Here is a 19405-nt window from a genome sequence, read left to right on the forward strand (position 1 = left end):
ATTCTGCCGGATTAGAAAATGCTCTGACGGTTGAAATTCCTCACAGGAAGATCGCGAAGTTGACGAGGCCGTTCACCGCCGTGCCGACCTTCTGGTCGAACACCGGATTGTGGATCACGCTGATGCCCGGCTGGATCGACAGGCCGTGCATCACGCGGAACTCGTAACCCACGGTGTAGGTCTGCGTGCCGCTGCGCGGATAGAAGGTGTCGGTCGCCGAGGCATCGCGGGTGTCGCGGCTGTAGACGGAATCGGCGATGACGACGGACAGCATGTCGTCCGGGCGTCCGGCGAAGGGGCCTTTCACATAGGCGCGGCCTTCGTAATAGCGATAGACCTTGTCGATGCTGCCCGGCGCGCCGTTGAAGGTGGCGCCAACGTAGAGGCCCCGCGCCGGATTGTCGCCATCGGGTTGGGTGATCTGCTGGTCCACGGCGGCAAAGACCATGCCGTTGTGGCCGGTGCCGGTGCCGTCGATCCGCTGATAGTCCGACCAGTTGTAGATCCCGCCCGCGCGCGCCCAGAAGTACTTGTGGTTTGCGTCAGGATCTATCTGGTAGCCGATTTCCTGCACGGTCAGCGCCTTGGCGCCATTGACTGTAAAGGTGAGGCCCGATGGATTTTCGGTATCCTCTGCGGTGGAACCGTTGGGGCTGATGCTGCGCTGGATGCCGCTGCGGGTGTAGAGATGCTTGGTCCAGTGGATCAGGGCAAGCGCGCTGGGCGCATCGTACTGGCCATAGCTCAGGCCCGCCTCGACCGGCACTTGCGCCGAAGGACCGAGCGCACCTCCCGAAAGGCTGCCGCCCACCGTGCTGCCCATGAAATAGGTGGTGTTGGCGATATAGCCGATGTCGGTCTCGACCTTGCCGCCGAAGATCGGCTGGTGCCAGGTAAGTCCCTTGATGCGCAGGTCGCGGATGCCGTTGCGCGACTGATAGCCGTTGAGCGACCAGTCGACGCTGGCCGAAAGCTGGCCGCCTTTCAGGCCCACGCGGCCAAGGTCATAGGTCAGAATGGCGTTCTGGTTGCTCGATTGCAGCGTCACCTTCTGGCCGTTGTAGATTTGCGGTCCGTGCAGGTTTCCACCCGCCTGCGCGAAGTCGTAAGCGACGACGTTCAGGCTGTAGAGGCTGAGACCGAAGCCCGCATCCGCCAGCGCGCTGCGCCAGCCTCCTGCGTCGCGGGTCAGCGTGTTGTCGTAGGTCGGCGCGTGGGTTTCCCAGCCCTTGATCGAGAGCAGCTTGGTCATCGCCTTGAGCCGGGCTTCCTCGCTGTCCGAACTGTCGTCGGGCGAAGTGGCAGCGGTAGCGGGAACGGCATCGTCGGGCGAGGTGGCAGGCGGTTGTGCCGTCTGGCCGTCCTGCTGCGTTTCGGGCAGCGTCGGTCCGTTGGTTGGCGGTGCCTGCTCCGTCGATTGCGCGCTGGCGAGCGTGGGCAAGGCGCAGACGCCGAGCGCGATCAGTGCGGTGCCAAGGTGCAGCGCGGCGCGGGTGCATGGGCGCGAGGCGCGCGCAGGCAAAGCGGTATCACATGTCTTTTCGAGCATCTCTCAATCCCAATTGTGCGACCCGCTTCCGGTTTATGTTGCGGATGTGGCGTTGCAGCATCCGCAACACAGAAGTCAGGCTTCGGGGACTTGTCTGCCGCAAGGGCACGATCAGGACGAGAGGCTCGGCAAGTTAGCGATCACTTGCAGCAGCAAATGAATTCTGATGGCTTGATCTATTTGCAAGCGATTGTGGCTGATCGTGCGTGTCGGGCACTTCGACGTGGGGCTCATGAGCCGATAGTCTGTTCGCAGCTGCGATGGTGTTGGCCAGAAGGCAGGCGATCGTCATCGGGCCGACGCCGCCGGGGACGGGCGTGACAGCAAGGGCGTGATCCATCTCGCTCGCCGCACAATCGCCGACGATGCGCGTCCTGCCTTCGGGCGTATCGATGCGGGTGATGCCGACGTCGATCACCACCGCGCCGGGCTTCACCCAGTCGCCGCGTACGAGGCCCGGCGCGCCTGCCGCAGCCACGACGATATCGGCCCCGCGCACGATCTGCGGCAGCCCTTGCGTGGCGATATGCGTGACCGTGACGGTGCATTCGCGTTCGAGCAGCAGCATGGCGACCGGCTTGCCGACGACGTTGGACTTGCCGATCACCACTGCGTGCCTGCCCTTGAGATCGTCCAGCACGGTGTCGATCAGCATCATGCAACCCAGCGGCGTGCAGGGGACCAGCCCTTCGGAGCCTGTGGAAAGCCGCCCGACATTGACCGGATGGAAGCCGTCCACGTCCTTGTCGGGCCGGATCGCGTCGAGCACCGGCACCGGATCGAGATGCGCAGGCAGCGGCAGTTGCACCAGAACGCCGTGCACATTCGGGTCGGCGTTGAGCACGGCGATGAGCGAGAGCAGGTCCGCCTGCGATGTCTCCGCGCTCAGGCGGTGCTCGATCGAGCGGATGCCTGCCTTCGCGCATTCGGAAACCTTGCGGCGCACGTAGATCTCGCTGGGTGCATGATCGCCGACGAGAATCACCGCCAGCGCGGGCATCTGCCCGTTGCGCTGGGTGAAGGCGCTGGCCTCGGCGGCGACCTTTTGCACCAGCCCGGCGGCGATGGCGCGGCCGGGGATCAGCTTGGCCATCGTCCTGTCAGTCCCGGAAGACCACGGTGCGATGGCCGTTCAGCAGCACCCGGTCCTCAAGGTGAAGACGCACCGCTTCGGCCAGCACGCGGCGTTCGATGTCGCGACCGGTGCGCACCATGTCGTCCGGCGTGGCGGCATGGGTCACGGCCTCGACCGCCTGATGGATGATCGGGCCTTCGTCGAGATCGCCGGTGACGTAGTGCGCGGTCGCGCCGATCATCTTCACCCCGCGCGCATGGGCCTGATGATAGGGCTTGGCGCCCTTGAAGCCCGGCAGGAACGAGTGGTGGATGTTGATGCAGCGGCCCGAAAGAAATGCCGACATCTCGTCCGAAAGGATCTGCATGTAGCGTGCCAGCACCACCAGTTCGGCGCCGGTCTCGGCGATGATCTGGCGGATCTGCGCTTCCTGCTGCGGCTTGGTGTCGCGGGTGATCGGGCAGTGGTGGAAGGGCACGTCGTCGCCCAGCGAGATCGTCAGCGCCGAGCGCGGGTGATTGCTGACGATGCCGACCACCTCCATGTTCAGTTCGCCCAGCTTGCTGCGGTAGAGCAGATCGCCCAGGCAATGGTCGAACTTGCTGACCATCAGCAGCACCTTTGGCGGGCGGGCGTTGCGGCGGATCTTCCACTGCATGGCGGCAGGGCGGGCGACGACGCCAAAGCCGTCGCACAGTTCCAGCAGCGCGCTTTCCGAGGGGATGTCGAAGCCCACGCGCATGAAGAAGCGGTCGTTCGAGGGATCGTTGAACTGTGCGGCGTCGGTGATGTTCGCCCCGTGCGAGGCAAGACAGGTGGCAACCGTGGCGACGAGGCCGGGGCGGTCGTCACACTGAAGCGTCAGCGTGCAGCTTTCGCTCACGGTGCGCGTGTCGGTGGGGGCAACGGCTGGAGCAGGACGTTCGAGCGTGGCGGTCTTGGTGGTCATGGCGTGGTCTCTTTCGTCCGGGGTCAGCGCGCGCGGTGGGCGGCGATCCAGTCGACGGCCTTCTCGATGCCGCCGAAGGGGTAGAAGTGCAGATGGACAGGGCCAAGCTCGGGCACGAGGCCTGCCGAAAGCGTGTCGATCATCCGCTCCGGCCCGGCGGTGCCGATCAGCTTGCCCAGCGAAATGCCGTACTTGCCCAGCACCGAGGCCGAGGCGCCGACGCCGCAGCGCGCGGCAAAGCGCATCAACTGGCGTATACCGGCAGGGCCGGGCACGCCCAGGCCAACCGGCACCGTGATGCCCTGCGCGCGAAGCTCGCCCATCCAGCCGAGAATACGCTCGGCATCGAAGCCGAACTGGGTGACGATATGCGCGTCCATGCCGCGCGCGGCGATCGCGGCGCACTTGTCGATCAGCACCTGCCAGCGCTGCGCCTCGTCCATGTGATCGTGACCCTCGGGGTGGCCGCCGACGCCGAGGCGACGGATGCCCGCCGCCTCGAAGGCACCGGTGGCGATCACCGCGCTGCTGTCTGCGAAGGGGCCGACGGGCTCGCTCGGGTCTCCGGCGACGACGAAGCATTCGGTCACGCCTGCCTCGCCGGTGAAGCGCGCAAGGTCATCCACCAGCGCCGAGATCGAGGCGATGCGCCGGGCCGAGAAGTGCGGCATCGGCTCGAAGCCGAGATCGCGCACGGCCTTTGCCGCCAGCACGCGCGCGGCGGTATCCTCGCCCGGAAGCCAGGGCACGGCGATCGTCGTGCCTTGCGGGATGCCGGGGGCGGCTGCCTGGAGCGAGGCGATATCCTTGGCGGTCGCTTCGAGCGAGAAGCCCTCGGTCACATCGCGCAGCGGCGTCGAGGTATGCGTATCGGGTGCTGGCTGGAACATGCTGTCTGGTCCTTCCTGATCCGCCTTGTCGGGGCGCGCGGCGGCGCATCCCGAAAAGGTCGGGTGCGGCGCGGGGGCCGGGAAGGTCGCGATCGAATAAAGGCCGCCCGCGAGAAAGCCGGATGCGTAAGCTTCACAAAGGGCGCTCGCGGGCGACAGGGACAGCCGACGGGAGAGGTCGGCTGACATAACGGTAGGTAAGCGTGCGAGAGCGCGAAGCGGGAGCAGCGTTCTGTGCTGCTGCTCCCGCCCGGCTTACCTCATCACTTGCGGTAGCTGCTGCGGGCGTGGGCGCCGTAAGGCGCCGGGGCCACGGTGGCGCGAACCTCGAACTGTTCGTGCGGTTCGACCTGCGGCTTGGTCGAATTCGGGCTCTCACCCCACAGCAGCGAGACCTGCGTACCGGTGGCGGCGAATTCCTCGTCCACCACGGCGAGCGAGACGATCTTGCGCTCGTTGGCAAGATAGCCGCAGTCGAGCGAGATACCGGCAGCGGCGCCCTTCACCAGCACCTGATCCATCTGGTAGAGGCCATAGCGCGCCTTGGGCATGTTGAAGTGCTTGGCCTTGGGGCCATCGCGCCATGCCGAGGAGACCACATCGGCCATGTCGTCGGCATCCCACACCAGCGTCACCTTCTTGCGGCGCGGGCCGGTGGCAAGGCGTTCCTTCAGCGCATCGGCACCGACGAAATCGTGGTCGAACTTGACGATACGGTCATAGCCGAGGTCATGCGGGAGGACGTAGTAGTCCTCGATGTTCGCCGGGTTGTAGCTGCCGGCAAGGCTGCCGGCGCCGCGGGCGGGAAGCCACTCGCGATAGGCCTTGAGTTCGGGCTGGTTGAAGATCGCGGGCAGCGGACCCGGAACCCAGCCGGATTCGAGGTTGGCGGTGGAGTAGGCGATCGAGCCGACCAGCGTCAGGCCGAATTCCTCACCGGCGGCAAGGATCGCGTTGCGCACGGCCTCGCCTTCGCTCCACGGACCGAACATCTCGAAGCCGACCGCGCCCGCCATGCCGTGGCGCAGCGCCTGCACGCGGTGGCCGGCGATGGTGAAGTCGGTCATGCCGAAGAACTTGATCTCGGGCAGGGGCTTGCCCGTCACCTTCTCCATCAGCGCACCGGCGAGCGGGCCCTGCACTTCGTAGCGGTAGACCACCGGCGGGCGACCGCCGCGATCCATCGACTGGGGATCGCGCTCGGTGGTGACGTCCCACTTGCCCGACTGGGCGTGGTATTCCACCCAGTCCAGCGAGGTCGGACGGCCGACGAGGTTGAACAGGTTCTCCTCAAGGTAGAACAGCACGCAGTCGCCGAGGTAGTTGCCGTCGGGCGCGCAGGCCACGAACTGCTTGGCCATGCCGGGGCGGAAGTTCTCGAAGCTGTTGACCGCGAGGTGGCGCAGCATCTCGAAGGCGCCGGGGCCCTTCACGTAGTGGTCGACCATGTGGTGCGACTGGTCCATGAAGCCGACGCCCGTCAGCCACGAGGCGACTTCGCTCTGCCAGTTGGTGAACTGCCCGGAGACCGTGCCGTGGGAGAACGCGCGGCGCTGGCTGTTGCGCAGCAATTCCACCGCGCCACCGGCGCGCAGGAGGGCCATTTCAAGACTTTCGGTCTGCTGGATTGTCACGGAAACTTCCTTTTCCTCTCGGGGTCTTGTTGGTGTTCGCCTGAAGCGCCTTGTTGATTGCCTGAGCATCGCTGGGCGCAGCGGCGGGTGTGTCCCCGCAACAGATGACCCTGTGAGGGATTCGGAAAAAGGGGGCTGTACGCACCATTGGATTGCACAAAGTGCGCAAATCGAATGCGGCTTGCGTTATGGTTGGCAGGCCTCATATGCCTGTAACCTCATAACTTCGGGAGACGGACCAATGGACCGCATGAAGGCCATGGAGGCGTTCGTCGGCGCGGTGAAGCAGGGCGGGCTCGGCGCCGCCGCGCAGGAACTGGGCATTTCCCGCACGATCGTCACGCGGCATATCCAGGCGCTGGAGGCGGAACTGGGCGTGCGGCTGATGAACCGTACCACGCGCTCGCTGTCGCTGACCGAGGAGGGCCAGCGCTACTTCCATTTCGCCGACGAAATCCTGACCCGCGTCGCCGAGATGGACCGCGCGGTCAGTGCCGAGGCGGGCGAGGCGCGGGGTGAGATCGCCGTGCTCGCGCCCAAGTGGCTGCATACGCAGGCGACGCGCCTGCTGGTCGAGTTCGCCGCGCTGCACCCGCAGATCAGGCCTCGGTTGATTCTGGGCGGCATGGCGCAGACCGCCTATGGTTTCGTCGACCAGGGCTGCGAGATCGCGCTGCACACACGCCAGATCCCCGACAGCCGGATCGTGGCGCGCAAGCTGGCGGATATCCCCTACCGGCTGGTCGCATCGCCCGGCTATGTTGCGCAGCACGGCGTTCCCGCGATGCCGTCAAACCTCGACGAGCATCGCCTGCTGGTGCAGTTCAACTATCACACCTGGCAGTTCTTCCGCGACGGGCGCGAGGAGCGGTTGCAACCGGTGGGGGCACTGTCGGCGGATACCTTCTCGGTGCTGCGCGATGCCGCGCTGCAGGACATGGGGCTGGCGCTGGTGCCCGAACCACTGGTGCGCGCGGACATTGCGGCGGGGCAACTGGTCGAGGTTCTGCCCGACTGGACGCCGCTGCCGCAGACGCTGTTCGTCGCTATCGCACCGGGTGGCGGCCTGCCGGTGCGGGTGCGCCTGCTGATGGACTTCGCGCTCGACTGGTTCGCGCGCAACGGGCTGTAGAGTTCGGGTCTGTCTGGAAAATGTCGATCACGACATTTTCAGGAAGCGGCACCGGCCCCCAAAGCTTTCAGGCGCCCCCACCCTGCCACCCGACAGTAGTACCCTATGGGTGGCAGGGTGTGGGCGTGGGCCGGTGTCGCAAAAATTCTCAGCTTCCCGCGTCGATCACGAAGCTGCTGCGGGCAAGCCGTGCAGGTGAGGTCGTCGCGCCGAGCAGCGTCCAGGCGCCAAGGCTTCGCGCGGACTGCCACAGGAACGCAGGGACCGCGAGTTGCGGGCGCTGGCCTCCGGCGAAGTCGCGCCCCAGCAGGCTCTCCATCGGCGTACGCACACCGTCTCCCACTTCGAAGCGGGCAGGGGCCCCTGCGTAGAAATGCCAGACCTGCGTTGCATCGAGTTGCCCTAGCGGCAGCGGTTCGTCGCCGGAAAGCAGGTAATAGATCGAGCTGATGCTCGGACGGCTGCGGGTTTCGCTGTCGGCATGGTGCGGTGCGAACCAGCCGCAGGTCGGGTGCCGCTCCATCGCGAACAGCTCGACGATGCGTTGCAGCGGGAGGTCGTCCACGGATGAAATGGCAGTATCGGGCATGACGTTCCTTGGGCGTTCCTTGGAGCTGGGGCGGGCACCATCATGGCAAAAGATGCCTCCGGCGTCTCGCCCACGTTGCAGTGCGGCGAGATGGCAATCGCCCGAAGCGGGAAATTGATACCCTGCATTGCGACTTTGATGCCTTTGTTTTGCAGCGCTTGGTGATACCACAGAGATCGAATCAGGCAGTCGCTCACGAAGGTGGTGCCGGTTTTTGGGAAGAAGAAGCACCGCCAGCAAGGATTTGCGGTGCCGATTGATGCCGGGGCGAGCGGCATCGACTTGGGGAGGATTTTCGTGACCAAGCGTATTATCGCCGTGCATGTCAGTGCGCTCGCGCTGGCATGGGCCGGTGCGTCTCATGCCCAGACCACCACATCGCCTGCACCTGCACCATCAGAAACACCGCCTGCCACTGACGCGACGCCGCCTGCCATTGCCCCTGAAAAGGCGCAGGAAATCATAGTCACCGGCTCGCGCGTCATCACCAACGGCAACAACAGCCCGACGCCGGTCACGGTTGTCTCCACGCAGCAGGCGCTGGCGGTACAGCCCGGCACGCTGGCCGATGCGCTGAACACCATGCCGGTGTTCTCCGGCTCGCGAGGGTCGGGCTCGAATGCCTCCTCGACCGGCTCGGTCGGTGCGGGCAACGGTGCTGCGAACCAGCTGAACCTGCGCAACCTCGGCAGTCAGGAAACGCTGGTGCTGATGGACGGCAAGCGCGTGCCGCCGACGCTCATCAGCGGCATCGTCGATGTCGATTCGATCCCGCAGATGATGGTCAGCCGCGTCGATGTCGTCACCGGCGGCGCTTCTGCGGTCTATGGCTCGGACGCGGTTGCGGGCGTGGTCAACTACGTGCTCGACAAGAACCTGCAGGGTCTCAAAGTGCAGGCCGAGGGCGGCATCTCGCAGAAGGGCGATGCCGGGCACTATCAGGCGGGCGTCGCCTGGGGCACCGACCTGTTCGGCGGGCGTGGCCATTTCGAGGCAAGCTATCAATACCTCAAGCAGAACGGCATCACCCGCCGCACCGATCGCTCGTGGCTCGATCAGGCGGGCGTGACCGGGGCAGGCACGACGGCAAACCCTTATGTCAACCAGACCGGCCTGCGCCTCTCGAAGATCACCTCGGGCGGCTATATCTCGTCGGGGCCGCTGGCCGGACAGACCTTCAACGCCGATGGCTCGCTGCGGCCCTATCAGGCAGGGACGGCCACCGGAACGTCGGCGCTCGAAGTCGGCGGCGACGGCGCCTATTACGACGCCTCGCTGATCGCGCCGCTGGAGTTCAACCAGTTCTTCGGCCGCTTCGACTACGACCTGACCGACGATATCCACTTCTATGCGCAGGCGGGTGGCAACTTCAAATCGAACCAGTCCTATGCCGATAACGTGCTGCTCCAGAACGCGACGATCAGCGCGAGCAATCCGTTCCTGTCGGATGCCATCCGCAGCCAGCTGGCCGGGCAGAGCACCTTCAAGCTGAGCGAGTTGATGACTGCAGGGCCACGCCTTGGCGTCGATGCCAAGACCACGCAGATCAACCTTGCGGCGGGGCTGAACGGCAAGCTGGGCAAGTTCGACTGGAACGTCGATTACATCCACGGCTCCTCGGTGCTCAAGACCACATCGACCAACAATCTGAACTACCAGCACCTTTACGCCGCGCTCGATGCCGTGACGGACGGCAACGGCAACATCGTGTGCGCTTCGGTCGCGCAGAACCCGGATTGCGTGCCGCTTGATGTGTTCGGCGCGGGCAATGCCAGCCAGGCCGCGCTCGACTATATCCAGCAGGACACGCACTATCGCGCCGCCACGGTGCTTGACGACGTGACCGCTGCGATCAGCGGATCGCCCTTCGATACCTGGGCCGGGCCGGTGAACGTGGCGATCTCGGGCGAATGGCGGCGTCTGGCGTTCCATTCGAGCAGCGATGCGACGCCCAGCGACTATGCCGACTGCACCGGTATCCGCTATAACTGCACGCAAGGCTCGACGCTGCTGTGGCAGAACACCTTCGCACCCACCGACACGATCAGTAACACCGTGTGGGAAGGCGCGGTCGAGGCGAACGTGCCGCTGGTCAACGACCTGCCGTTCATCAAGTCCTTCGCGCTCAGCGGCGCGGCGCGCTACACCAGCTACCAGACCAGTGGTCAGTACTGGACGTGGAAGCTGGGGATCGACTGGCACATCACCGATACGCTGCGGGTGCGCGGCACGCGTTCTCGCGATATCCGGGCGCCTACGCTGAACGACCTGTTCGCGCCGACCTATATCAGCATCGTGCGGCCTACCGATACGCTGACCGGCACCTCGCCGACGGTCCCGGCCTATAACCTGTCGAACCCGAACCTGAAGGCTGAGATCGGCAATACCTTCACGATCGGTGCGGTGTGGAAGCCCTCGCCGGTGTTCGATATCGCGGTCGATTACTACCATATCAAGGTGACGAACGCGATCACGCAGCTGCAGGGCCAGACCACGCAGATCCAGCAGTTGTGCTATGCCAGCGGCGGCACGTCCCCCTATTGCGCCTTGCAGGTCCGTCCCGGCGGCTTCGATCCGAACAACCCGGACGATACCAACCCCGCCAATCAGGTGACGGCCTGGATCAGCCAGAGCATCAACCTCTCGTCGATCGAGACGATGGGTGTCGATGTCGAGGCGAACCTGCACACCTCGCTGTTCGGGCGTCGCCTGGGCGTGCGGTTCCTGGGCGCGTACCAGCCGCATATCTACTATCGCCAGCCGGGTGTGCCGACGATCGATCAGGCAGGCGCCGCTTTCGGTCAGCTGGGCGCGGCAGCGGCACCGACCGTGCGTCTGACCGGCCTTGTCCACTACGAGCCGAGCGACCAGCTTTCGGTCGATCTGATGGAGCGCTGGCGCAATCCGATGAAGCTGAGCGGTGTGCCGGGTGAGATCTGGGAAAACAACCACCTCGACTCGTTCGCTACTACCAACGTCACGCTGACCTTCAAGCCGACCGGCGTTCCCACCGGTGAGTTCTACGTCAACGTCCAGAACCTGTTCAACGCCATCCCGCCGACGGGCGGCTACACCGGCAACGGCACGCGTGCCGGATACCGCGATGGTTATGCGATCGGCGACGATGTGATCGGTCGCCAGTTCACGGCAGGCTTCCGGATGAAGTTCTGATTTCGCCTCCACCCTGGCGGAACCCTGCGAAGAGGGCGGCGCGCAGCGTCGTCCTCTTCGGCTTTTCGGCGCCTGTAGATGGTCAGGGGCGCCGGAGCGTCAGGGAAGGGCAGGAATTGGAAGGCGGCCAGCGCACTTTGGAAGTCCGCGCGCCAACGTATCCCCTACAGTCGATCAACTTCGTATAAAAAATAGCAAGGAGTCCCCCCGATGCTTTCCTCATCTCCTCTCCGGCTGGCGTTGATCGCGGCGGCAAGCGGCCCCTTGGCGCTTGGCTTGGCGTTCGGCTGCGGCGTGGCGCAGGCGGCCGATGGACCGGACCCGCTGGCCGCCGCGCTGCCGGTGCCGGCCTATGTGCCTTCGCTGGCCCAGCGCATCGCCGCGATGCCCAAGAACCTGCCCCGCGCCGAGGCTCCGCCGCTCGATGCAGCGATTGCCGCAGCGCGGGCGGCGGTGAACGCCTGTGCGGCTAAAGGCGCGCCGGTCAGCGTGCTGGTGGCGGACGTGAACGCGCAGCCGGTCGTGCTGCTTTCGGGCGATGGCGCAGGTGTGCGCTCGATGCTGATCGCGCAGACCAAGGCGAATATCGTGGCGAAGTACGGCAAGCCCTCGCTCGATGTCGCCAATCTGGCCGAAACCAACCACGACACGGCCGTCAGCGCGGTGGTCGATCCCGACATCGGCGTGTTGCGCGGCGGCGGCTTTCCGCTGATGCGTGGCAAGCACATGTTCGGCATCGTCGCGGCCTCGGGCGGATCGCTGGGTGGCGACAAGTCGCTCGACGAGCAGTGCGCGCAAGTCGCCGTCGCCATGCTGGAAGGTCGCAAGGGCTGAAAGTCCGTTTAAAAATGCCCTTCAGCGCATTTTGAAGCGGCGCCGGCCCACGCCCCCACCCTGCCACCCAACGATAGTACCTTGCGGGTGGCAGGTGGGGGCGTGGGCCGGTGCCGCTTCTGAAATCGCTCTTTCGCGATTTCTCAAACAGGCTGTTACACCGTCAACCCTGTCACACCGCCTGCGGCAAACGCACCGGTTCGGCGCTGACGTGGCGGCGGATGGTGTCGAGGAACTCGCTCTGCAGGCGGGTCGGCATCCAGTCCGCGCGGCGGGTGATGCCGATCGACGGCGCAGGTTCGATCCGCGAGAAGTGAAGCGCGCGCATCGTGTCGCGCTCGGCGGCGACCTCGTAGGAAGTCATCAGCGTCAGCCGGTCGCTGTCGCGCAGCAGGTGGCGGATGATCGGCACGCCGCAGGTGGCGAGCTGGGTGCGCGGGCCGGGCGTTCCGGCGAAGATCCGCTCGAAACAGGCGCGGCGGCTGGAGCCTTCCGTGCCGATGATCCAGTCATGCGCCATCAGTTCGGATACCGTGACCTTGCCCGCGAAGGTCAGCGGATGGCTGCGACGCCCGACGATGACATAGGGGGTCTGGGCCAGCGGTTCGCAGATGAAGTCGGGATCGGTCTGTTCGGGCAGCAGGCCGACCGCGAAATCGACTGCGCCGGTGCGCAGCGCACGCGTCATTTCCGTCGCGTTTTCGCTGATGACCCGAACGTCCGCCTGCGGATGGGTGGCGAGGAAATCGCCCAGCACCGAGGCCAGTAGCACGCTGCCGCCAAACGGCATGGCGCCGATCACCACGGGTGTCTCGCTGCCTTCGCGCGCGGCGTCCAGTTCCATCACGCCCAGTTCGATCTCGTGCATGGCAAGCCGCGCCAGCTGGCCGAAGCGGATGCCTGCCGGCCCGACGATCATGCCCGAGGCGGTGCGATAGAACAGCGAGACCTGCAGGTTGCCCTGAAGATCGCGGGCTGAACGCTGGAGCGAGGCAGGGGAAATCGCGATGACCTCGCCCGCCTGTTCGAATGAGCCGTGCTCGACCACCGCGACCAGCATGCGCAGCTGCGAGCGCGTCAGGCGGTTCATGATCGCGCGGGCATTGTCCACGTTGGTCGCGGCGCCGATCTCGACGATGGCGCGCTGGGCCTGATTGAAGAAGCGCTTCACGCGGGCGTGGAAGATCTCGCCCCATTCGTTGAGATAGCTGCCGCTTGCGCGCCGGTCGACCAGCGGTACGTCGAGCTGGGCCTCCATCTTGGCGAGGGCTTGCGTTACGGCAGGCTGCGACAGGTTGCAGGCCTCTGCGGCCTGCCGCACGCTGCGCAGGTCGCCGATCGCCTCGAACAGGCGCAACTGGCGGAAGCTGAGCGACCCGGCGCGTTCGAGACTGGTGCCCGAACCGGTGCCAGAGTGGTTGGCTGTGATCATTATTTATGTCCTCTCCTGCCGTGCAGTCTTCGCCTTTTTTATCTCCCGTTCAACCTGAAATGCATCGCATCGTTCCCGCATCTGCGAAGGTAAGGCGCGTCGACAGGTCATGAGGTGGGTATGAAATATCACGCTATTGCGCAGAAAACATGGGATTATGACGGGTATCCGGAGGTTGCTCGCAGCTGCGCAGGCCCGTTTTCAAGTACAGGTGCAATGCGGTAAACCTATTGCCGCTTGCGCGATTTCAATCGCTGCAAAATCCATATTTCAATCACATGACAGGGCGAGCGTCGGCGCACAGGTTATAAATTGCTTGTCTCCTGCGCGTGGTTCCGGCCCCGTCGCGTTGACGAAGCAGGCGGGGGTGGCGCTTAGAGAGGCGCACGCTGGCAGCCCGGATCTTGGGCGGGCTGGTGCAAGAAGGTTTCAAGGAGAGTGAGAGTGAGCCAGAAAGTTCCCCTCAAGCTGGCGATTGCCGAGCATCCGCATACCTCGGCGATCCGCAGCGGCGAGATCGAGATCGAGGGTGTCGAGCCCGAGTTCGTCACCGTCAAGCCGCAGATCGGCGCGTTCCGCCGCATGGTGCGCGATCTGGAATTCGACGTCTGCGAGCTGGCGCCGACCACCTATATCATCGCCCGCGCCTATGGCCGCCCGTTCACGGCGCTGCCGATCTTCGTGGTGCGTCGTTTCCACCATGACGGCATGCTGGTGCGCCCCGATGCGGGCATCCATCACCCCAAGGATCTGGAAGGCAAGACCGTGGGCGTGCGCGCCTATTCGGTGACGACCGGCGTGTGGATTCGCCAGGTCTTCATCGACGAATACGGCATGGACAATTCCAAGGTGAACTGGGTCGTCGATGACGAGGAGCACGTCACCGAGCTGAAGCTGCCTGCCAACGTGCGTCACACCGAAGGCGGCGTCTCGCTGGCCGACATGATGGCCAGCGGCGCGATCCAGGCGGGCGTTGAGGCAGCCGCGGGCATCGGCCGTACCGGCAGCCCGACCGGCGGCTGGCAGGAAGTCGACACCAGCATGTATCCCGACCTCATCCCCGATGCGGAAGTCGCCGAGAAGGAATACTTCGCGCGCACCGGCGTCTATCCGATGCACGGCACGATCGTCGTCAAGGACGACATTCTGGCGCAGCATCCGTGGATCGCGCGTTCGCTCAACGATGCCTTCACCCGCGCCAAGGACGAGTGGCTGGCCAAGCTGAACTCGGGCGAGGCGACCGGCAAGCAGGCGGACAAGTACCGCGCGCTGCAGGGCATCGTCGGCCCCGATCCGCTGCCCTACGGCATCGAGGAGAACCGCGCGACCATCGAGGCGCTGGAGCAGACCGCCTTCAAGCAGGGCCTCACCCCGCGCCGCATGAGCATGGAGGAACTGTTCGTCGATCCGCTCAAGGCGCCGGTGCGCGTCTGATCTTTTCGCTGCGGGAGGCGGCATGGTGTCGCCTCCCGCCGGTTTTTCTGAACGTTCACGCTATCGGTTACCTTCCTGCCCCCGTTCGTGTCGAGCGAAGTCGAGACACGCATAAGCAGCGCTAACATGTCTCGACTTCGCTCGACACGAACGGGGCGGTGTGGGGACGGGAAGTGTGCTTCGGTAGCAATCCACGGAGTCTATCATGATCATCGACTGTCACGGCCATTTCACGACCGTGCCCAAGCACTTCCGCGAATGGCGCGCCGCGCAGGTCGCGGCGGCGAACGACGAGGCTAATGCGCCCAAGATCGCCGACGCCTACGTCACCGACGACCAGATCCGCGAGGGTATCGAGGATGGCCAGCTTCGCCTCCAGCAGGAGCGCGGCGGAGACCTCACGCTGTTCTCGCCGATCGCGGGGCTGATGAGCCATCACCTCGGCAACGAGCGCACCAGCCTGGAATGGGCGACGATCTCGAACGATCTCGTCTATCGCGTCACCGAGATGTACCCGGACAACTTCGTGCCCGTGGGCATGCTGCCGCAGAGCCCCGGCGCCGCGCCGAAGAACTCGGTTCCCGAGCTGAAGCGCATCGTCAACGAACTCGGCTTCGTGGGCGTGAACATCAACCCGGACCCGACCGGTGGCTACTGGACCGGCAAGCCGTTCACCGACAAGGAATGGTATCCGCTGTTCGAGGCGCTGTGCGAGCTGGACGTGCCGGGCATGGTCCACGTCGCCGCCTCGTGCAATCCCAACTTCCACGGCACCGGCGCGCATTATCTGAATGCCGATACTTCGGTGTTCATGCAGATCCTGCAGTCGGACCTGTTCAAGGACTTTCCGACACTGCGCCTCGTGATCCCGCATGGCGGCGGCGCGGTGCCGTACCACTGGGGTCGCTATCGCGGCATGTCGCTGGAGATGATGGATCGTCCGCTGGAAGGCCTGCTCGAAAACGTGTTCTTCGACACCTGCGTCTATCATCATCCCGGCGTCGAGCTGCTGACCAAGGTGGTGCCCACCACCAATGTCCTGTTCGGTTCGGAAATGATCGGTGCCGTGCGTGGGCGCGATCCGAACACCGGTCACTATTTCGACGACACCAAGCGCTATGTTGATGCCTGCGAAGCGCTGACCGACGCCGATCGCCAGCTGATCTACGAAGACAACGCACGCCGCGTCTATCCGCGCCTCGACGCGCGCCTGAAGGCCAAGGGCCTGTAAGGGATCCGGGTGGCGGGGAGCGCGATCCAGGGCTATTCCTTGAGGGCATAAGTTATGTCTTCCGGCCCAGTTCCAACTCCCCGCCGCCTGCGTGCCCCGGCACACTGCAAGACCTGACCGAACCTCGAGTCAAACCCCTGAGAGGATGACCGGCATCGCGCATGGACGCGGCCGGCGATTGGAGCCCGACACCGATGACAGCGACGTATGTCGATATTCACCCGCATGTGATCTCGGACGACGAGACCGCCTATCCGCCCGCGCCGCTGTTCGGCAAGCGTTCGGACTGGTCGCAGGAGCGCCCGAGCACGGTCGAGACGCTGATCGCCTCGATGGACGAGGCCGGCGTCGCCAAGGCGGCCGTGGTCCATTCCTCGACCACGTATGGTTTCGATAACAGCTACGTCGTCGATGCGTGCAATCGCTATGCCGATCGCCTGATCTCGGTGGGTTCGGTCGACGTTCTGGCGCCCGATGCGGTCGAGACGATCCGCATGTGGACCGATCGCGGCCTCAAGGGCCTGCGCATCTTCACCGGCGGCAGCACCAAGGAGTTCGACGCCAGCGAGCTGGACGACGCGCGCGCCTATCCGGCGTGGGAACTGCTCGGCGAACTGGGCATCCCGATGTGCATCCAGACCGGCCCGAACGGCCTCGATGCCGTGGTCTCGCTGGCCAGGCGCTTCCCCGACGTGAACATCATCCTCGACCATCTCGGTCGCCCCGATGTGACCGACGGCGCGCCCTACGCCAAGGCGCAGAGCCTGTTCGACCTCGCGCCGATCACCTCGATCTACTTCAAGCTGACCCCGCGCATCATGGGTGACAGCACGAAGGGCGAGGCGACCCCGGAAACGCTGTTCCCCAAGTTCGTCGAAGTATTCGGCGCCGATCGCCTCGCCTGGGGTTCCAACTATCCGACCTCGCCCGGCTCGCTGGGCGAGATCAAGGCGACCGCCGAGGCGCGGCTGGCCTCGCTCGACGCGGAAGCGCGTAGCTGGATCTTCGCCAAGACCGCACAGAAGCTATACCCTGCGCTGGCCGACTGATCCCTAAGATCAAGACCAGATAAGGTCGCGGCAACGAGAATAAAGAAATTGGAGAGTGACATGGCAAGGGCAATAGAGAGCAGGGACGGGGTGGAAGCGCCCTCGTTGGCGGGTGAAGGCCTGCTCGACGATACGCCGCGCGTCAACGCGACGACCTGGGCGATCCTGATCCTGCTCGCGCTGGGGGTGATGATCGCCTACGTTGATCGCACCAGCATTTCCTCGGCGCTGGCCGAAAAGCCCTTCATCGATCACTTCGGCCTGACCGATGTCGATCGCGGCTGGGTGAACTCGGCCTTCTTCTGGTCCTATGGCCTGATCCAGATCCCGATGGGCTGGCTGGTTGACCGCTACGGTGTGAAGTTGCCCTACACCATCTGCTTCGCGCTGTGGTGCGTGGCGACCGCCGTGACCGGCGCGATCTCGACGCTGTTCGCGCTGATCGTCATGCGCATCATCGTCGGCGCGGCGGAAGCGGCGGTGATCCCCGCCAGCTATCGCTGGATTCGCGACAATTTCTCAGAAGGTTCGGCAGGTACGGCGGTTGGCGTCTTCACGGCGGGCAACAAGCTGGGCCCGGCGATCGGTGCGCCGGTCGCGGCCTGGCTGATCACCGCGCATGACTGGCGCACGATGTTCTTCGCTACCGGTATCGTCGGTATGCTGTGGCTGGTGCCGTGGGTATTCGGCGTGCGCAACGATCTGCCGCCGCCCGAAATGCGCGCCGAAGTGCGCCGCAAGGCCTCGGCCGTGACGCTGGGTGCGGTCCTTGCCAGTCCGCTGGTGTGGGGAACGCTGATCGTCAGCTTCTGCTATGGCTACTTCACGTTCTACTGCATGACCTGGATGCCTTCGTATCTGGTCGAGCAGCACGGCCTCTCGCTCAAGCAGTCGGGCCTTTACACCTTCTTCAGCTTCTCCGGCATCGCCATCGTTGCGGTGGTTGCAGGCTGGGCGGCGGACCGGATGATTGCCCGAGGCGGCAATGCCGTGTTCGTGCGCAAGGCCTTCACCGTTGCAGGGTTCGTCGGCGCGAGCACGATCCTGCTGGGCGCCTATTCGACCAACCTCGATACCGCGCTGTTCTGGAATGTGTTCTCGCTATCGTGCCTGGGGCTTGCCACTGCAAACAATCTGGCACTGTGCCGCCTGACGCTGATCCCCAAGCCCGCCGTCGGCCTCGTCACCGGCGTGCAGCAGGTGGCGACCAGCATTTCGGGCGGCGCTGCCGCGCTGATCTCGGGCTGGCTGCTTGCGGCGAGCGGCGGCTACGACCTGCCGATCCTCGTGATCGTCGCCTTCTGCGCGCTGGGCGCACTCACCACCATCTTCCTGCTGCAGCCGCGCTGGGCCCCCAAGGTCCACGCGGCAGCATAAGCATCAACGGATTCGATCCTCGACAAAGGACGCACAAGACAATGGCTAAAATCGTATTCGGAATGGCTGTCCCCCACAGCGGCATGCTGGGACAGGCACCGGAAGACTGGCTCACCAACGGTGAGCGCGACCGCAACAATCCGGCACTGTGGTACAAGGGCAAGACCTGGACCTATCCCGAACTGGAAGCCGAGCGCGGCGCCGCCTTCGAATATGGCCTGACCATGGAAGAGCGCACGGCGCGCGCCGCCAAGTGCCGCGCCGCGCTCGACGAGATGGCCGAGGCCTACAAGCGCGCCAAGGTCGACGTGTGCATCGTGCTGGGCAAGGACCAGAAGGAAATCTGGCCCGACCAGTCCCCCGCCATCACCATCTATACCGGCGAGGAAGTGCATAACGGCCCGCCGCAGCGCCCGGTCTATGCGCCCGATCACCATGTCGTCCACAAGGCGCATCCCGAGTTCGCGACCTACCTGATCGGCAAGTTTCAGGAGCAGAACTTCGATCTCAACGACCTGCAGGCCTGGCCGCAGAACACCTGGATGGAGCGCCAGCGCGGCTATGCGCCGGACTATCCGGTGGTCCCGCATGCCTACAGCTTCGTCTATCACCAGATCATGGGCGACGATGTACCGCCGCATGTGCCGGTGCTGTTCAACCTGTTCTACCCGCCCACGCAGCCCTCGATGGCGCGCTGCATCGAGTTCGGCCGCGTGCTGCGCGACGCGATCGAGGCCTGGCCCGAGGACGTGCGCGTGGCGGTGATCGCTTCGGGCGGCCTGTCGCACTTCGTCAACGACGAGGAGTTCGACCGCAACGTGATGGGGATGCTGGCCAGCTACGACTACGACGGTCTCGCCGCCATTCCCGACACCTACTACCAGTCGGGCACGTCCGAGGTGAAGATCTACTCGATCGTGATGATGGCGCTCCAGCACACCGGCGCGCAGATGAAACTGGTCGACTACGTGCCGTGCTGGCGCACCGCTGCCGGCACCGGCGAAGGGATGGGCTTCATGTACTGGAGCCCCGAAGAACAGACCGAAGCTGCCTGAAAGG

At 64.9% G+C, this 19405-nt stretch carries 15 protein-coding genes; 8 read left to right on the forward strand and 7 right to left on the reverse strand.

The genetic code is table 11. The features are described 5' to 3' along the window. Positions 1-40: 40 nt before the first annotated feature. The 5 genes from AC3EC3_RS00625 to AC3EC3_RS00645 all read right to left on the reverse strand — a co-directional run bounded on the left by AC3EC3_RS00625 (position 41) and on the right by AC3EC3_RS00645 (position 6097). Positions 41-1549: a carbohydrate porin gene (locus AC3EC3_RS00625; protein ID WP_488487809.1), complete on the reverse strand. Its 1509-nt coding sequence runs from the start codon at positions 1547-1549 to the stop codon at positions 41-43. 133 nt (positions 1550-1682) lie between these two features. Further along, the gene (locus tag AC3EC3_RS00630) at positions 1683-2642 is read right to left on the reverse strand and encodes a bifunctional 5,10-methylenetetrahydrofolate dehydrogenase/5,10-methenyltetrahydrofolate cyclohydrolase (RefSeq protein ID WP_488487810.1); all 960 of its coding nucleotides are present in this window, start codon (positions 2640-2642) and stop codon (positions 1683-1685) included. Between the two features lie 7 nt (positions 2643-2649). Next, complete coding sequence (purU, locus tag AC3EC3_RS00635; protein ID WP_260927831.1) at positions 2650-3507, reverse strand: formyltetrahydrofolate deformylase; 858 nt, start codon at positions 3505-3507, stop codon at positions 2650-2652. Positions 3508-3596: 89 nt separating this feature from the next. Continuing rightward, positions 3597-4463: a methylenetetrahydrofolate reductase gene (locus AC3EC3_RS00640; protein ID WP_488487811.1), complete on the reverse strand. Its 867-nt coding sequence runs from the start codon at positions 4461-4463 to the stop codon at positions 3597-3599. Positions 4464-4726: 263 nt separating this feature from the next. Further along, positions 4727-6097, reverse strand: a complete 1371-nt coding sequence (locus AC3EC3_RS00645) for an aminomethyl transferase family protein (protein WP_488487812.1) — start codon at positions 6095-6097, stop codon at positions 4727-4729. Between the two features lie 241 nt (positions 6098-6338). On the opposite strand from AC3EC3_RS00645, the gene AC3EC3_RS00650 reads away from it, so the two are divergent. Further along, the gene (locus tag AC3EC3_RS00650) at positions 6339-7229 is read left to right on the forward strand and encodes a LysR family transcriptional regulator (RefSeq protein ID WP_488487813.1); all 891 of its coding nucleotides are present in this window, start codon (positions 6339-6341) and stop codon (positions 7227-7229) included. 148 nt (positions 7230-7377) lie between these two features. Here the strand turns inward: AC3EC3_RS00650 and AC3EC3_RS00655 are convergent, their stop codons facing one another. Beyond that, positions 7378-7818: a cupin domain-containing protein gene (locus tag AC3EC3_RS00655; RefSeq protein ID WP_488487814.1), complete on the reverse strand. Its 441-nt coding sequence runs from the start codon at positions 7816-7818 to the stop codon at positions 7378-7380. Positions 7819-8115: 297 nt separating this feature from the next. Between AC3EC3_RS00655 and AC3EC3_RS00660 the strand changes: the two genes are divergently transcribed. After that, positions 8116-10989 carry a TonB-dependent receptor domain-containing protein gene (locus tag AC3EC3_RS00660; RefSeq protein WP_488487815.1) on the forward strand — a complete coding sequence of 958 codons (2874 nt, stop codon included), beginning with the start codon at positions 8116-8118 and terminating at the stop codon, positions 10987-10989. A gap of 210 nt (positions 10990-11199) precedes the next feature. Beyond that, the gene (locus AC3EC3_RS00665) at positions 11200-11823 is read left to right on the forward strand and encodes a heme-binding protein (RefSeq protein WP_488487816.1); all 624 of its coding nucleotides are present in this window, start codon (positions 11200-11202) and stop codon (positions 11821-11823) included. A gap of 172 nt (positions 11824-11995) precedes the next feature. On the opposite strand, the gene AC3EC3_RS00670 is transcribed toward AC3EC3_RS00665, so the two are convergent. Next, a complete protein-coding gene (locus tag AC3EC3_RS00670; RefSeq protein ID WP_488487817.1) occupies positions 11996-13255 on the reverse strand; it encodes a LysR family transcriptional regulator in 1260 nt (419 codons plus the stop codon). 444 nt (positions 13256-13699) lie between these two features. On the opposite strand from AC3EC3_RS00670, the gene AC3EC3_RS00675 reads away from it, so the two are divergent. From AC3EC3_RS00675 to AC3EC3_RS00695, 5 genes are all read left to right on the forward strand, one after another. Further along, a complete protein-coding gene (locus tag AC3EC3_RS00675; protein WP_488487818.1) occupies positions 13700-14689 on the forward strand; it encodes an ABC transporter substrate-binding protein in 990 nt (329 codons plus the stop codon). A 205-nt stretch (positions 14690-14894) separates the two neighbouring features. Then, the gene (locus AC3EC3_RS00680; RefSeq protein WP_488487819.1) at positions 14895-15920 is read left to right on the forward strand and encodes an amidohydrolase family protein; all 1026 of its coding nucleotides are present in this window, start codon (positions 14895-14897) and stop codon (positions 15918-15920) included. A 194-nt stretch (positions 15921-16114) separates the two neighbouring features. Continuing rightward, the gene (locus AC3EC3_RS00685; RefSeq protein ID WP_488487820.1) at positions 16115-16969 is read left to right on the forward strand and encodes an amidohydrolase family protein; all 855 of its coding nucleotides are present in this window, start codon (positions 16115-16117) and stop codon (positions 16967-16969) included. A gap of 60 nt (positions 16970-17029) precedes the next feature. Next, positions 17030-18346: an MFS transporter gene (locus AC3EC3_RS00690; RefSeq protein ID WP_488487821.1), complete on the forward strand. Its 1317-nt coding sequence runs from the start codon at positions 17030-17032 to the stop codon at positions 18344-18346. Positions 18347-18408: 62 nt separating this feature from the next. Next, the gene (locus tag AC3EC3_RS00695) at positions 18409-19401 is read left to right on the forward strand and encodes a DODA-type extradiol aromatic ring-opening family dioxygenase (protein ID WP_488487822.1); all 993 of its coding nucleotides are present in this window, start codon (positions 18409-18411) and stop codon (positions 19399-19401) included. Positions 19402-19405 lie beyond the last annotated feature (4 nt).

The organism is Novosphingobium sp. BAM6 (genome assembly GCF_057784955.1).